14 protein-coding genes are annotated in these 14627 nt (G+C 74.0%); 7 read left to right on the forward strand and 7 right to left on the reverse strand.

Features of this window, described 5'->3' with window-relative positions:
• Positions 1-17: 17 nt before the first annotated feature.
• The 3 genes from AC07FV_RS15045 to AC07FV_RS15055 form a co-directional block, all read right to left on the reverse strand.
• A complete protein-coding gene (locus tag AC07FV_RS15045) occupies positions 18-461 on the reverse strand; it encodes a carboxymuconolactone decarboxylase family protein (protein WP_479087468.1) in 444 nt (147 codons plus the stop codon).
• A gap of 78 nt (positions 462-539) precedes the next feature.
• Positions 540-1091 (reverse strand): carboxymuconolactone decarboxylase family protein, encoded by a 552-nt coding sequence (locus AC07FV_RS15050; protein WP_479087469.1) that lies wholly within the window; start codon positions 1089-1091, stop codon positions 540-542.
• Between the two features lie 72 nt (positions 1092-1163).
• Complete coding sequence (locus tag AC07FV_RS15055; protein WP_479087471.1) at positions 1164-1877, reverse strand: SDR family oxidoreductase; 714 nt, start codon at positions 1875-1877, stop codon at positions 1164-1166.
• 159 nt (positions 1878-2036) lie between these two features.
• Here AC07FV_RS15055 and AC07FV_RS15060 point away from each other — a divergent pair, with 159 nt between their 5' ends.
• The gene (locus AC07FV_RS15060) at positions 2037-5006 is read left to right on the forward strand and encodes an AfsR/SARP family transcriptional regulator (RefSeq protein ID WP_479087473.1); all 2970 of its coding nucleotides are present in this window, start codon (positions 2037-2039) and stop codon (positions 5004-5006) included.
• Between the two features lie 112 nt (positions 5007-5118).
• A complete protein-coding gene (locus AC07FV_RS15065; RefSeq protein WP_479087475.1) occupies positions 5119-5823 on the forward strand; it encodes a gamma-glutamyl-gamma-aminobutyrate hydrolase family protein in 705 nt (234 codons plus the stop codon).
• A 291-nt stretch (positions 5824-6114) separates the two neighbouring features.
• Here the strand turns inward: AC07FV_RS15065 and AC07FV_RS15070 are convergent, their stop codons facing one another.
• The 4 genes from AC07FV_RS15070 to AC07FV_RS15085 all read right to left on the reverse strand — a co-directional run bounded on the left by AC07FV_RS15070 (position 6115) and on the right by AC07FV_RS15085 (position 11180).
• Entirely contained in the window at positions 6115-7629 is a 1515-nt protein-coding gene (locus AC07FV_RS15070) for an FAD-dependent monooxygenase (protein WP_479087477.1), read from the reverse strand.
• 41 nt (positions 7630-7670) lie between these two features.
• Complete coding sequence (locus tag AC07FV_RS15075; protein ID WP_479087479.1) at positions 7671-8651, reverse strand: alpha/beta fold hydrolase; 981 nt, start codon at positions 8649-8651, stop codon at positions 7671-7673.
• Positions 8652-8692: 41 nt separating this feature from the next.
• The gene (locus AC07FV_RS15080; RefSeq protein WP_479087481.1) at positions 8693-9529 is read right to left on the reverse strand and encodes an NAD(P)H-binding protein; all 837 of its coding nucleotides are present in this window, start codon (positions 9527-9529) and stop codon (positions 8693-8695) included.
• 190 nt (positions 9530-9719) lie between these two features.
• Positions 9720-11180 (reverse strand): FAD-dependent monooxygenase, encoded by a 1461-nt coding sequence (locus AC07FV_RS15085; RefSeq protein ID WP_479087482.1) that lies wholly within the window; start codon positions 11178-11180, stop codon positions 9720-9722.
• A 608-nt stretch (positions 11181-11788) separates the two neighbouring features.
• On the opposite strand from AC07FV_RS15085, the gene AC07FV_RS15090 reads away from it, so the two are divergent.
• The 5 genes from AC07FV_RS15090 to AC07FV_RS15110 all read left to right on the forward strand — a co-directional run bounded on the left by AC07FV_RS15090 (position 11789) and on the right by AC07FV_RS15110 (position 14627).
• Positions 11789-12127 (forward strand): hypothetical protein, encoded by a 339-nt coding sequence (locus tag AC07FV_RS15090; RefSeq protein ID WP_479087484.1) that lies wholly within the window; start codon positions 11789-11791, stop codon positions 12125-12127.
• Positions 12128-12287: 160 nt separating this feature from the next.
• Complete coding sequence (locus AC07FV_RS15095; protein ID WP_479087486.1) at positions 12288-13028, forward strand: DUF6879 family protein; 741 nt, start codon at positions 12288-12290, stop codon at positions 13026-13028.
• Positions 13025-13882 (forward strand): helix-turn-helix domain-containing protein, encoded by an 858-nt coding sequence (locus AC07FV_RS15100; RefSeq protein WP_479087487.1) that lies wholly within the window; start codon positions 13025-13027, stop codon positions 13880-13882. Before AC07FV_RS15095 ends, AC07FV_RS15100 begins: the two co-directional genes overlap by 4 nt.
• Before the next feature lie 86 nt (positions 13883-13968).
• Positions 13969-14436: a hypothetical protein gene (locus AC07FV_RS15105; protein WP_479087489.1), complete on the forward strand. Its 468-nt coding sequence runs from the start codon at positions 13969-13971 to the stop codon at positions 14434-14436.
• Complete coding sequence (locus tag AC07FV_RS15110) at positions 14433-14627, forward strand: hypothetical protein (protein ID WP_479087491.1); 195 nt, start codon at positions 14433-14435, stop codon at positions 14625-14627. Before AC07FV_RS15105 ends, AC07FV_RS15110 begins: the two co-directional genes overlap by 4 nt.

Genomic DNA, 14627 nt, shown 5'->3' on the forward strand with positions numbered 1-14627 from the left:
CCGGGCCGCCGGTGCGTTCACCAGGCCTGGCCGGCCACTTGACGGGTGGTGGCGTTGAGCCGGTTGAAGAAGTTGGCCACGGCGCTCATCATCACGAGCGCGGCCAGGCCCTGCTCGTCGTAGTGGCGGGCGGCCTCCTGCCAGACGGCGTCGGGGACGGGGTCGGTGCGGTCGGCCAGGCGGGTGGAGTGCTCCGCGAGCGCCAGCGCGGCGCGTTCGGCGTCGGTGAAGAACGGCGTCTCCCGCCAGGCCGCGACGGTGGCCAGGCGGTCGTCGCTCTCGCCGGCCTTGCGGGCGCTGCGGGTGGCGGCGTCGACGCAGGCGCTGCAGCCGTTGATCTGGCTGACGCGCAGGTGGACGAGTTCCAGCGTGGACTGGGGGACGCCGCCCTGCCGGGTCGCCTTCATCAGGGCGCCGACGGCCTCCATGGCGCCGGGAAGGACACCGGCGGGGTTGCTCATCCGTGCTTCCATGATCGGACTCTGCTTTCGGTGTGTGCGGACGGGGTGGTGGGCGGGCCGCGGGCGGCCGCGCCGGGGTCAGGCGGGTGCCTCGTCGTGGCGGACGAGGGGCCAGTCGACGCGGACGCGTGCGGCCCGGCCGAGGTAGGTGGTCAGGGTGTTGAGGGCGAGGTGGGCGACGATCTCGGTGATCTGCCCGCCGCTGAGGCCGCCGCGGCGGGCCGCGGCCAGTTCGGTGTCGCTCAGCTGGCCCTGACGGTGTATCAGGGACCGGGTGAGGGCCAGGGCCGCCCCGGTGAGGGGATCCTCGGCCTCGCCGCGGCGGGCGCGGTGGGCCTGGTGGTGGCTGAGTCCGGCCACGCGGGTGCCGGTGTAGGTGTGCCAGGACAGGCCGTAGTCGCAGGCGTTCTCCTGCGCGACCAGCAGCGCGATGCTCTCCTGGACGGCCGCGGGCAGGGTTCCCGCGGCCAGTGCGTGGCGCAGGCCGAGGAATCCCCCCAGTGCCGCGGGGCTGTTGGCCATCGCCTTGGCGAGGTTGGGGGTCAGGCCCAGCGCGTGCTGGACCGCTTGCAGCAGGGCCGCCGCCTCGCCGATGGCGTTCTCCGGCTGGATGAGGGGAAGTCCGCTCACGGTGCGGGCCTCGCTTCCTTGGGGTTGAGCCGCGCGTGGTGCTCCGGCCCGCCCGGCGGCGGGCCCGGGCACTCACCAGGGCAGCGGGCCCTCGTGCTGGAAGAACCGGGCGCTCGGGCCGTCGGCGTCCAGCGTCGCCAGGTGCACGGCGATGCGGGCGCCCTCGGCTGCGGTGATGAAGCCCATGCCGTTGTTGATGTCGGTGGCGCAGTAGCCGGGGTCGCAGGCGTTGACCTTGATCGGGGTGCCCCACAGTTCCTTGGCGTAGGTCACGGTGATCATGTTGAGGGCGGCCTTGGAGGAGTTGTACGGCATGTTGTTCAGCGGCCACAGCGGGCTGTCCTCGACCATGACGCGGGTCATGGAGGCCAGTTCACTGGACTGGTTGACGATGCGGGCGGCCGGCGCGCGGCGCAGCAGCGGCAGCATCGCGTTGGTCACCGTGACGACGCCGAACACGTTGGTCTCGTAGATCCGGCGCAGCGTCTCGGTGGTGGTGGCGCTGGGCAGGCCCAGTGGCGGCGGGACGGTGACGCCGGCGTTGTTGACCAGGATGTCCAGCCGGCCGTACTCCGTCTCGATGAAGCGGGCGGCGTCCCGGACGCTGTCCGGGTCGCTCACGTCGAGCTGCACGTGGGGCTGGGCGAGCTGCTCGCCCGCTTCCTTGCCGCGCTGTTCGTCGCGTGCGCCGATGACGGCGGTGATGCCCCGTTCGCCGAGCTGGCGCACGATCTCGAAACCGATTCCCTTGTTTGCTCCCGTGACGAGAGCGATCTTGTCGGTCATTCCTGCCTCTCCACTTCAGCATCCGGAAGGTGTCCTTCGGGTCTTCTGCCAGCGTGGACGAGCCCGTTCATAGGTAGGCGATCGCTATAGGTGCCGGCGGATGGACATGGCCGGTTTCAGAATGAACATGGCCGGTTTCAGAAAGGGACTGCGGCAGTCATGACGGTGCGTTTTTCGATCCTGGGTCCGGTGGAGGTGTCGGTGGCGGGGCGGCCCCTGCCGGGGACGGCGCCCCGCCACCGGGGGGTGCTGGCCCTGCTGCTGCTGAACGCCCGGACCGTGCTCGGCGCGCAGCAGATCATCGACGCGATGTGGGGGCCGGCCCCGCCGGCGACGGCCCGGGCGCAGATCCACGCGGCCGTCGCGGCCCTGCGGCGGGTCCTGCGCACCGCGGACGCGGACCACCTGCTGCAGACCCGGCCCGGCGGGTACGTGATCGCGCTGGAGGCCGGGCAGCTGGACTGGGAGGAGTTCACCGACCGGCTGCGCGAGGTGGCCGAGACGGACGACCCGGCCCGGTCGGCGGCCCGGATCAGGCAGGCGCTGTCGCTGTGGCGGGGGCGGCCGCTGGCGGACGTGCGGGCCGACTACGCCGACAGCGCGCGGGTGCGTCTGGTGGAGCGGCAGCTGACCGCCCACGAGCAACTGGCCGAACTGGAGCTGTCGCTGGGCCGGCACGAGCAGGTCGCCGACGAGCTGGCCGCGCTGGTGGCCGCGCATCCGCTGCGGGAGCGGCTGGCGGGGCGGCTGATGCTGGCCCTGCACCGCTCGGGCCGCCAGGCCGACGCCCTGGCCGTCGCCCGCGGGCTGCGCCGTGCGCTGAGCGAGCAGCAGGGCCTGGACCCCGGGCGGGTGTTCGTCGCGCTGGAGCGGGCCGTGCTGCACGACGATCCCGCGCTGGCGGCGCCGGCCCCGGACCCGGCGCCGCCGGCCGCACCCGCGCCCGGGGCGGCACCCGGGGCGGCGTCGGCGGTGGCGGCCGGGCGGGCGGGGCGGGCACGGCAGGCGAACTTCCTGCCCTACGACTCGCCGGACTTCTCCGGGCGCGCCGCGGAACTGGCGCAGTTGCTGGACGGGTACGGCGGCCGGGAGGGGGCGGTGACGGTGTCGGTGATCGACGGCATGGCGGGCATCGGCAAGACCGCCCTGGCCGTGCACGCCGGCCACCGGCTCGCCGAGCGCTACCCCGACGGGCGGCTCTTCGTCGACCTCCAGGCGCACACCGCCGGCCGGACGCCCATGGACACGGGCAGTGCCCTGGGGGTGCTGCTGCGCCAGCTCGGGGTGGCGGCCGAGCGCATCCCGGCGTCGGCGGCGGAACGGGCCGGACTGTGGCGGGCGGAGCTGTCGGGCAGGCGGGTGCTGGTGGTACTGGACAACGCGGCCGGCACCGACCAGGTGCGGCCGTTCCTGCCGGGAGCGACCCGCAGTCTGCTGCTGGTCACCAGCCGGCGGCGGCTGACGGGCCTGGACGGGGCGGCGTACCTGTCGCTGGACCCGCTGCCGGCGGCGGACGCCCTGGAGCTGTTCACCCGGATCGTGGGCCGGCGGGTGGACGACGAGCCGCTGGCCGCGCTGGACATCCTGCACCTGTGCGGGTTCCTGCCGCTCGCGGTGCGCATCGCCGCCGCCCGATTACGCCACCGGCCGCGGTGGAGCGCGGCGCACCTGGCCGACCGGCTGCGCGACCAGCGCCACCGGCTGGCGGAACTGTCCACCACCGAACGGGGCGTGGCCGCCGCGTTCGCCATGTCCTACCAGCAGCTGGACGCCGAACAGCGGCGCATGTTCCGGCTGCTGGGGCTGCACCCGGGGCCCGACGCGGGCGGCCGGGCGGCGGCGGCGCTGGCGGGCGTGGCGCCCGAGCGGGCCGAGCGCCTGCTGGAGGACCTGCTGGACGCGCACATGCTGCGCCAGCACGAGGCCGGCCGCTACACCTTCCACGACCTGCTGCGCCGCTACGCGCACACCCTGGCCGAGGAGGAGGAGAGCCCCGCCGCGCGGCGGGCGGCGCTGGACCGGCTCTTCGGGCACTGCGTGGCGGGCGCCTCGCAGGCCGCCGCGCTGCTCTTCCCCCAGAGCGCGGGCCGCAGCGTCCACTCCCCCGCCCTCGCCCCCGACGAGCCGGCACCCGACGCGGCGCCGGTGGTGCTGCGCGACGCGCAGGAGGCGGAGGCGTGGCTGGACGCCGAGCGGCTCTCCCTGGTCGCGGCCGGCGCCTACATGGCCGCCCACGGCTGGCCCGCGCACACCGCCCGGCTGGCCTCGGCCCTGCACCGCTACCTGTACGACCGGGCCTTCCACGCCGACGCGCTGGCCCTGGGCGAGCAGGCGCTGCAGGCCAGTGCGCTCAGCGGCGACCACACCGCGCAGGGCCGGTTCCTGACGGACCTGGCGTGGCTGTACTGGCGCCGGGGCTGCGACGAGCGGGCGGCCCGGCACGCGGCGCGGGCGGTGCGGCTGGCCCGGCGCACCGGTGACCGGCTGGGCGAGGCGCGGGCGCGGGACTGTCTGGGCCATCTGTTCCTGCGCGGTCACAACCAGGAACAGGCCCGGCACTGCTTCATGGCGGCGCTGCGGCTCTTCCGCGCCGTCGGCGACCGGCACGGCGAGGCCCGCGGCCAGGTGGGGCTCGGCCTGGTCCAGGAGCGCCAGGGCTGCTACGAGGCGGCCCGCATCCACCACCACCGGGCGCTGGAGCTGTACCGGGAGCTGGGTGACCTGGGCGGGGAGGCGGTGGCGCTGGTGGGGCTGGGGTCGGTGCACGGGCGGCAGGGGCGTCCCGGGCAGGCGCACGGTCTGGCGCTGCGGGCGCTGCGGGTGCAGCGGGCGCTGGGCAACCGGGGGCACGAGGCGGAGGCGCTGAACGCGCTGGGCGAGGCGGCGCTGGCGCTGGGCGCGCCCCGGCAGGCGGCGCAGCAGCACGAGGCGGCGCTGGCGCTCGCCAGCGAGGTGGGCTTCCGGCCCGAGCAGGCGCGGGCCTTCCAGGGGCTGGCGCGGGCCCATGACGCGCTGGGCCGTCCCGATCTCGCCCGCGGCTACGCCCGGCGGGCGCTGTCGCTGTCGGAGGCCCGCACGGCGGCGGGGGCCGGGCGGGCGCCGTCGGCGGCCGTCGGCGGGGCCGGGTGAGCCTCCCGTCACGGCCCCCGGCCGGGCTCGACCCCTGGTCCAGCGGGCTGCGATGCACTGTGTGCCCGGCCTGAACGGGCCGGCTTTTCCGAGGGAGAGGGACGGCCGCACGATGACGCGACCCGTGGTGGCGGTGACCGCCGACGCGACGACAGTGAACTGGAACATCTGGGGCGACGTGGCGGTCTCGCTGCTGCCGCAGCCGTATCTGGACAAGGTGGCCCGCGCCGGCGGCGCCCCGGTGCTGCTGCCTCCGATCGTGGAGGCGGTCGAGGCGGTGATGGAGCGGGCGGACGCGCTGCTGATGAGCGGCGGCGCGGACATCGATCCGGCGCTGTACGGGGCGGAGCGGGAGAAGTTCACCTTCCCGCCGCACCAGGCGCGGGACGCGGCGGAGCTGGCCGCGCTGGCGGTGGCCGAGCGGCGCGGCATCCCGGTCCTGGCGGTGTGCCGGGGTCTTCAGCTGATCTCCGTCTCGCGGGGCGGCACGCTCGACCAGCACCTGCCCGAGCACTCCCCGGCCGTGCCCGGCCGCTACGAGCCGCGCACCATCCGGGTCAAGCCCGACTCCGTGCTGGGCTCGGCGATGGGGACGTCGCCGACCGTGTACTGCCACCACCACCAGGGCATCGACCGGCTCGGGGCCGGGCTGGTGGCCACCGCCTGGTCGGACGACGGGATCATCGAGGGGGCGGAGGCCGAGGACCCCTCGGCACCGTTCCTGGCGGGTCTGCAGGCGCACGGTGAACTCGGCGAGGACACGGTGCCGTTGTTCGAGGCGTTCGTCGCGGCGGCCAAGGCCGGCCCCCGTAGCTGACCGGCCCCCGGCCGGACGTGAAACGGCTGCTGCCCGCGGCCCCGCGACAGGCGGGGGCCGCGGGCAGCAGCCGTTGTGGCCGGTGGCCGGCCGTCCGGGCGCGGGCGGCCGGCGGGGCGGGCCGGTCCCAGTGAGCCACCGCACCGCACCGGCGGTGCGGGGGATGTGACCGTCGGACGGTGCGGTGGCGGCACCGGATGGGACCCGACCCCTCGTCTGTCTGACGATGCGCGGCCCGCGAGTGTGACAGGAACGGCGAAACCGGTGGGAGAAGCGTGCCCGCCCCGGATCTCAGACGCGGGCCGCGCCGACGGCCTGCGGCCGGCCGGCCGTGTCCGCCGAAGCGCCGAACCAGCGCTCGAGCGCCTGGTCGAGCAGGTCCGTGCCGTCCGGGGCGGCCCAGGCCACGTGCCCGTCGGGGCGCAGCAGCACCGCGGCCGGGCGGTCGGGGCCGGCGGGTTCGGCCCAGTCGGCCTCGACGGTGCGCACCCGCTGTCCGTGGCCGGCGGCGGCCTGGCGCAGGTGGGCGGCGTCGGCGGCCGCGCCGGTCACCAGCAGCACGCCGCGGGCGGGGTGGAGCAGTTCGGCCACCGTGGTGCGGGTGCCGTCCGCGTGCAGCAGTTCGTGGCCGGGGGCCAGGCGCAGGCCCAGCAGCGGGTGGCTGCCGGGGCCCATGTCGTAGCGGATGTCGATGCCGGAGACGATGCCGGCCAGGTGGCGGGCCGCCTCGGGCAGGGCCACCAGTTCGCGCATGACGGCGCGCAGCGGCTCCATCTCGTCGCCGGTGAGGTAGAGGCGGGTCTGGGCGCGGGTGTTGCGCATCAGCTTCTGGCCGACCGGGTGGCGTTCGCTCTCGAAGGTGTCCAGGAGGCCCTCGGGTGCCCAGCCGTTGATGGCGGCGGCCAGCTTCCAGCCGAGGTTGGCGGCGTCCTGGACGCCGACGCTCATGCCCTGCGCGCCGGCCGGCATGTGGATGTGGGTGGCGTCGCCGGCGAGGAAGATCCGGCCGCTGCGGTAGTGCTCGGCCTGGCGGGTGGTGTCGGTGAAGGAGCTGATCCAGCGGACCTCCGCGTGGTGCAGGGACTCGCCGGTCATGCGCTGCCAGGCGTCGGCGATGTCGCCGAACCTCAGGGCGCTCTTGTCCTCCGGCGGGCGCAGGCTCTCGTCGTGGATGACGATCCGGTCCACGCCGTTCTCCAGGTTGAACGCCATCACCATGCCGCCGGGCACCTTCTCCCCGATGGGCCGCTGGCGCACCCCCGCACCGACCAGGTCGGCCATGTACATGCCGCGGGTGGCGCCCCAGCCGGGGAAGTCGATGCCCGCGAGGGTCCGCACGAGGCTGCGGGCGCCGTCGCAGCCGATCAGGTACTGGGCGCTGTCCTCGCCGTGGCCGCCGGGGCCGTCGTACTCGACGACGACGCCGTCGGGGGTCTCCCGGTAGCCGGTCACCTCGTGGCGGCGGTGTACGGGCACGCCCAGTTCCTTCAGCCAGTCCTCGAGGATCTCCTCGGTGCGGAACTGGGGGACGCCGCGGACGCTGAAGTGGTTGTCGTCCAGCTTGCCGAAGTCGATGCGTACGCCGCCGAAGTGGCCCTGGGCCCATTCGACGTCGCCGAAGCGGCGCAGCAGGCCGCGCTGTTCGAACACCTCGGCCGCCCGCCGGGTGAAGCCGACGCCGCGCGACTCCCCGCTGGGGCCGGGCAGCTTGTCGTAGACGGCGACGTCCACTCCGCCCAGCCGCAGTTCACCGGCGAGCATGAGCCCGACCGGGCCGGCGCCGACGACTATCGCGCCCTTTGCCATTTCGTACTCCTCATGCAGATGGATGTGTCCGGCGGGTGCCGTCAGCCGAAGAAGCCGCGCAGGGCCCCGGCGATGACGTCGGGTTCCTCTTCGGGCAGGTAGTGCACGGACTTGGCGGCGCGCACCATGCGCACGTCGGTGGCCTGCCCGGTCAGCTTGCGTTCCAGGTCCTCGTAGGTGAAGTTGCCGCCGATGCCCAGGACGGGCATGGTCAGCGTGGGGTAGCCGGCCAGGTCGGTGATGTCCTGGTGGCAGGCCTGGTACCAGCGGGTGCCGGCCCGCACGGCCTGCGGGCTGTCGTAGCGGTGCGCGAAGATGTCGCGGTCCTGGTCCGTGACCAGGCTCTGGTCGGCCAGGGAGTGGGCGTACAGCCAGTCGATGACGTGCCGCATGCGGCCGCACATCAGCTGTTCGGGCAGCTGCTGGAGCTGGTTGACCGCCCACCACCACAGGGCCGTTCCGGTGCCCGGCCGGTACAGGATCCGCATCTCGTACTCGCTCTGGTCGGGGTGCGGGGTGTCCAGCAGCGCGACCTTGCGGGTGGCCTCGGGGTGGTTGGCGGCGAAGGCGAAGGCGACCATGGAGCCGATGTCGTGCCCGGCGATGTTGACCTGCCGGTGGCCCAGCGTGCGCACCAGGGCGTGCAGGTCGGCGGCCATCGTCTTCTTGTCGTAGCCGCCGTCGGGCTTGTCCGAGCCGCCCATGCCGCGCAGGTCGACGGCGATGACGCGGTAGCGGCGGGCGAGCTGGGGCATGACCTTGCGGTAGGCCCACCAGGTCTGCGGCCAGCCGGGCACCAGCAGCAGGGGCTCGCCGTGTCCGCCGCTGACGTAGTGCAGGCGCACGCCGCCCACGGTCGCGTACCGGCTGGTGAAGCCGCCGGGCAGCGAGCGGGCCAGTTCCCGGTCACTGGGCACGTCGCCGGGGTGCGGGCCGGGGTGGGCGGCGGCGGGGGTGCCGGTGACGGCCAGGGCCGTCGCGCCCGTGCCCAGGGCGAGGATCTTGCGTCGGTTCAGCGTCATCTGCCCATGTCCTCGTGGGTTCGTGGCCTCGGTGGTGAGTGTCAGGGGCGGAAGGCGTCGGCGTGCTGGGCCGCCCACTGGGTGAAGGGGCGGGCCGGGTGGCCGGTGAGCTGCTCGACGTGGTCGGTCAGCGCGACCGGCTCGGTGCTGGCCGCCCACAGCTCCAGCAGGGCGTCGGCGATGTCGTCGGGCATGAAGCCGGGCTTGTTGGCCCGCCACACCTGCGGCTCGATCCGCTCGACGGGGATGTCCCGGCCCGCGGCGGCGGCGATGACGTCCACGTGCTCGGCGAAGGTGAGGGACTGCGGGCCGGTGAGGTGGTAGGACCGGCCGCGCAGCGCGGGGTCGGTGAGGACCGCGCAGGCCGCCTCGGCGATGTCGCGCTCGTTGACCGGGTCGGCGTGGCTGTCGGGGTAGGGCAGGCCCACCGCGCCGCGCGCCTTGAGCGAGAAGGCCCAGGGCAGCGCGTTGGAGGCCAGGGCGCCGCAGTTCAGGGGGGTGGAGGTGAGCGGGGAGGCGGCCAGGGCCTGTTCGACGGCGAGGTGGGGGGCGGCGATGGGGTCGTCGGCGGCACCGGGGCGCAGCACGGCGTCCGCCGACATGATCACGACGTGTTCCACGCCCGCCGCACGAGCCTGCTCGACGAAGGCGTCGACCGCGGCCGGCTCGCAGTACAGGAAGACGGAGTCGACCCCTTCGAGGGCGGGCGCGAAGTCGGCGGGGGTGTCGAGCGCGAGGCGTACGGTCTCGGTGCCGGCCGGCGGTGACAGCTTCTCGGGGTTGCTGGAGGCGGCGCGCACGGCGACGCCCCGCTCGCGCAGGATCTGCACGAGCAGGGAGCCGACCTTGCCTCGGCTGCCGGTGACGAGGACGGTCATGACGGGGGCCTTTCCGGGGTCGGGGGGCGGGAGACGGCCGTGCGGTGCGCCACCGCAGCCGCGGTGGCGGCTGCGGCTGCGGTGGCGGCGACGGCTGCGGTGGCGGCCGCGGTGGCGGTCGCGTCCGGCGGCAGGGGCAGACCGGTGGCGGGCCGGTGGCGCGGCACCGGGGCTGCGGGCCGGGGCCGGCTCACGCGGTGGCGGTGCCGAACCAGCGGGTGAGGGCGTCGTGCAGCTCGCCGCCGTCGGGGTCGGTCCACACGACGTGGCCGTCGGGGCGCACCAGTACCGCCTGGGGCCCGCCGTCCTCGGCCCAGGTGCCGGTGACCACGTCGACGCGGTCGGACCAGCCGGCGGCGGTCTTCTCGGCGGTGGCCGGATCGCCGGTGCTGATGAGCACGCCGCGTGCACCGTGCAGCAGTTCGGCGACGCGGGTGCGCTCGCCGCCGGCGCGGACTAGCTCGGCTTGCGGGGGCAGGCGCAGGCCCAGCAGCGGGTGCTCGCCCGCCCCGACGTCGTAGCGGATGTGCAGGCCGCTGACCTGGCCGGCCAGGTAGCGGGCGGCGTCGGGCAGGCGTACGAGTTCACGCAGGACGGCGCGCAGCGGCTCCCCCTGGGGGCCGCTGAGGTAGAGCAGCGACTGGGCGTGGACGTTGCGCAGCAACTGCTCGCCCAGCGGGTGCCGTTCGCCGTGGTAGGTGTCCAGCAGGCCTTCGGGGGCCCAGCCGTTGATCGTGGCGGCCAGCTTCCAGCCGAGGTTCACGGCGTCCTGGATGCCGACGCTCACGCCCTGCGCGCCCAGCGGGGCGTGGTCGTGGGCGGAGTCGCCGGCCAGCAGGACGCGGCCGCTGCGGTAGCGCTCGGCCAGCCCGGTGGCGTTGGTGAGGGCGGTCATCCAGCGGGTGGTGCCGTGGTGGATGGACTCCCCGGTCAGGCGCTGCCAGGCGTCGGCGACCTCGGCGAAGGTCAGGGTGCCCTCGCCGTGGTGGGGGCGGACGCCGGGCTCGTGGATGACGATCCGGTCGTAGCCGTCGCCCAGGCCCACCGACAGGACCATGCCGCCGCCCTCGATGCGCTCGCCGATGGGCCGCGGGCGGATGTCGGCGCCGGTGACGTCGGCGAGGTACATGCCGCGGGTCGCCGCGTCGCCGGTGAAGGGGATGCCGGCCAGGCGGCGCACGGTGCTGCGGGCGCCGTCGCAGCCGATCAGGTACTGGGCGCTGTCCTGGCCGGGGCCCTGGGGGCCGTCGTAGTGGACCAGGACGCCGTCGTCGCTCTCCTGGAAGCCGGTGACCTCGCGGCCTCGGTGCACGGGCACGCCGAGGCGCTCCACCCAGTCGCCGAGCAGCTGCTCGGTGCGGGACTGGGGCAGGCCCATCACGCCGAAGTGGCTCTCCTCCAGCAGGGTGAAGTCGATGCGGACGCCGCCGTAGTGGCCGTGCTGGCCCCAGCGGAAGTCGCCCAGTTCGGTGAGCAGCCCGCGCTGGTCGAGGACCTCGGCGGTGCGGCTGGTGAAGCCCAGGCCGCGTGATTCCCCGCTGGGGGCGGGCAGTTTGTCGTAGACCACCACGTCCACGCCGCCGAGCCGCAGCTCGCCGGCGAGCATCAGTCCGACCGGCCCGGCGCCGACGACTATCGCGCCCTTTGCCATGACGTACTCCTCACGCAGATCGTTTGGGGACCGCTCCCGTGTGCGCGGCGGCAGCCAGGCACCAGCAAAGACCTCGTCGATCGAGCGGCGCTTCAGGCGGAGTGCAGGGCCTCTCAAAGGGCGGCCTGCCGCCCTGTGCGGGGTCCTGCCGGGCGGGGCGGGGGTGCCGGCAGGGGGCGGCCGCGCCGGGAGACTGCCGGGGCGCCGGTCGGTTCCGCCGGGGGCGCAGGGCGGCTTCGCCGATTGCCACCGGGGCGGGAGGCACCGATGTGGGAGCACGTGCGAGTACCGGGCCGCTTCGTGCGGCGCCGGGGCATCACCGGTGCGGCGAGGGGCGGCCCGCTCCGAGGGCTGCGGGCAGGCTGGGCTGAGCGCGGCGGGAACAGCCAAGCATCTACTGGTGCGGTCGCTCGCCGGGACGGTGCGGGTGTGGTCGCCGGGAGTTCGATCGGCTGAGGGGCCTCGCCAGTGGCGTCTACCACGGCACACGCGCAAAGCAGGCTCCTATTGTCGTGCGCCACTCGTGGGGGTCATCTCGGCCTGAACGTCTGACAACCACCCACCCGCGCAGCACACTTCCCCCACGCCCCAACACCACGGGAGAACCCATGGCCAGCCCTTACATCAATGCGCCCCTCACCCCCCTCCGGCCTCGCATGTACGCCTCCACACTGGCCAAGGTCGTCTGGACCCTCGTCCCCATCGCCACCCTCGGACTCGCCGCCGCTGTCCCCTTCGCCGTGGCCGCCGTCAAGGGCGTCGTGAAGCCGTGGCTGGCCATCACCTACGCAGTCGGTGAGATCCTCATCGTCGCGACCTCGCTCGCCCTCGACCCGCAGGGTGACACCGGCAACCCCGTCGCCGGCTTCCTCCTCATCCTGCTGATCATCACTGCGGCCACGCACACAGCACTCCTCGACAACGAGAAGATCGCCATCGGCAAGTAGGCGACAGCATCGCATCGTTCCGCTGCCGCGCGTGTGACCAGCCCTCCGATTGCGCGCAACCAGTGGGCCGCCGCCTTCCGCTGCAATACACTGCAATCCTTTGGCATCAGCAGGCACTCCCGCACATCCTGAGAGTCCAACCCCGGGTAGCGGAGGCGAGATGACGCTCAGGTTCCTCGGCACAACCAGCGACGACGGTGACTGCCCCACCCTTTACGAGATCCCGGAGACGGACGAGATCCTCGTACAGGGCGACCGCGAGAGCGACCCGGAGCACCTCGTCCAGCTGCGGGACGTCAAGCCGTCCGAGGCGTTCGTCCGCGTCCCCCGCACGCTGCTGACCCGATTCAGCCCTCGCACAGCCGCGCCCGAGCTTCAGCCGTTCGCCTCCATCAGCCACCTCTTCCGCGAGTTCCGGCATACCGCCTGGCGGCTGGAGACCCGCCACGGCTACGCCGCCGACCGCAGCTCCCCCCTCTGGCCGCGCTTCCTCGCCGGCGAGGACGTCGCCGACGAGCCGGCGAACGCGTGGCGGCAGAACGTCCGCGAGCAGGCCGACCAGGGCAAGGTGATCGGTCGCGTCCGCCTGGTCGACGAACCTCTCACCCAGGGGCAGGAGTTCCTCCTTGCCCGCGCTCCGAGCAACGTGGCGGCCGGCGAGGACATCCGCTACCTCCCGCGCGGCAAGGCACACGCCCTGCACCTGCCCGACCACGACTTCTGGCTGTTCGACTCGAAGATCCTCGCGCGGTTCGCGTTCGACGAGGACGACACCACCCTCGGCGTGTACGTCACCGAGGACGCCGCGGAAGTCCTCGGCGCCTGCCAGGTCAGGGATGCTGCCCGGCATCACGCAGTGGCTGCCGCGGACTACGCGGAACGGGTAGCTTCCAGCGTGTGACCACGGACTTTCAGACCGCCCGCGAGGCCCTCGGTACCCGACTGCGTGAGCTGCGCGTCGAGGCCGGTCTGGACGGCAAAGGCCTGGCCGAGCGCCTCGCTTGGCAGCGCTCGAAGGTGTCCCGCCTGCAGAACGGCAAGCAGACCCCCACCCGGGAAGACCTCACCGCGTGGGCTCACGGCGTCGCCAGGCCCGACGTCGAGCCCGAGCTGCACGGCCTGCTGTCCGCACTGGACATGAAACAACGCCACCGCTCCTGGCGCCGGCAGTTGGCCGGTGGGCACCGCGGGCGGCAGGAGATCGCAGTCCGGCAGACCGACGCCACCCACCAGATCCGCGGCCTTGAGGTGTCCCGGGTGCCGGGCCTGTTCCAGACACCCGAGTACGCACGGGTCATCTTCGAGGCGAACGCCGAGTTCCGGGGCATCCCCCCGACCACGGAGGCCGCAGTCGAAACGCGGATGCGCAGGCAAGAGGCCTTGTACGACCCGGAGAAGACGTTCCGCTTCCTGGTGTGTGAAGCCGCCCTGTACCACCGCGCCTGCCCCGCGGACGTCATGGCCGAGCAGCTCGACCGTCTCTACAACCTCGTCGGCCGGCGCCGCATCGAACTGGGCATCCTCCCGTTCGGGGCCGAACTGCGCCGCACCGCCCCTCACGCCTTCTGGATCTACGACCGGCGCCTCGTCATCGTCGAGACGATCAGCGAGGAACTCTGGCTGACCGGGGACGACGACCTCGCCCTGTACGAAAGAGCGTGGGACTGGCTCGCAGAGTCCGCCGCCCACGGCGCGCCTGCCCGCCACCTGATCGGCCGGGCCAGGGCCGCGCTGACCGCGCTGGAGGCGACCTAGGCAATCCACCGCATCAGGCAGACCAGCGCGAACAATCACACGCAATCCGCGCCCGGCCGTGCGATGGCAGACCCTACAGTCCGCGCATGCCCTGTCCGACTTCCCTTGCCGAGCGGTATGAGGCGGCCGACACCTGGCTCGCCAGCTGCTCCGACCACCCTCACCTCGTGCGCGCCCTGTGGGACCGCGACGCCCTGGCACCCATCGACTCCGGCGCCCACTGGCTGGTCGCGGAGGCCCGGCTCAGCAACGGCATGCCCGCCGCCGCTCGGATCCGCCAGGAAGACCGCGGTCCCGTCCTCGCCGACCCAGAGGCCGACCGCACCTGGTGGCTGGTGCCGCCCACAGCCACCGAGGAACTCGCCGGCGTGCGGCAGGTGACCGTTCAGCCGGCGGGGTGGCCACTGCGCTGTCCGCCATGCCGGGGGTCGGTGGCTGGCCGGTGGTGGCTGTGGCGCCCCCACGGCACGGGGAGACTCACCGATCCGGCTGTCCTCGCCGCGGCATTCGGCCCGGGCGGCTCGTACCGGCACACCCGGGAGACGGTCGTATGAAGACGAGGGCAATGGAGCCCGCGCCCCTTGTGGACCTGCCGCTCACCCAGCCCGCACCGTCGGCCACCTGCGGTGTCTGCCAGGCCCTGGCCCGGCAGCGGGCCGCGGCCAGGGAGTCCGGGAACTGGTCCCGCGTCTCGGACTGCAACGTCGAAATCCGCAACCACCCGCACCAGCCGGGGCGGCCGTGA

The sequence above is a fragment of the Streptomyces sp. NPDC045956 genome (genome assembly GCF_056430705.1).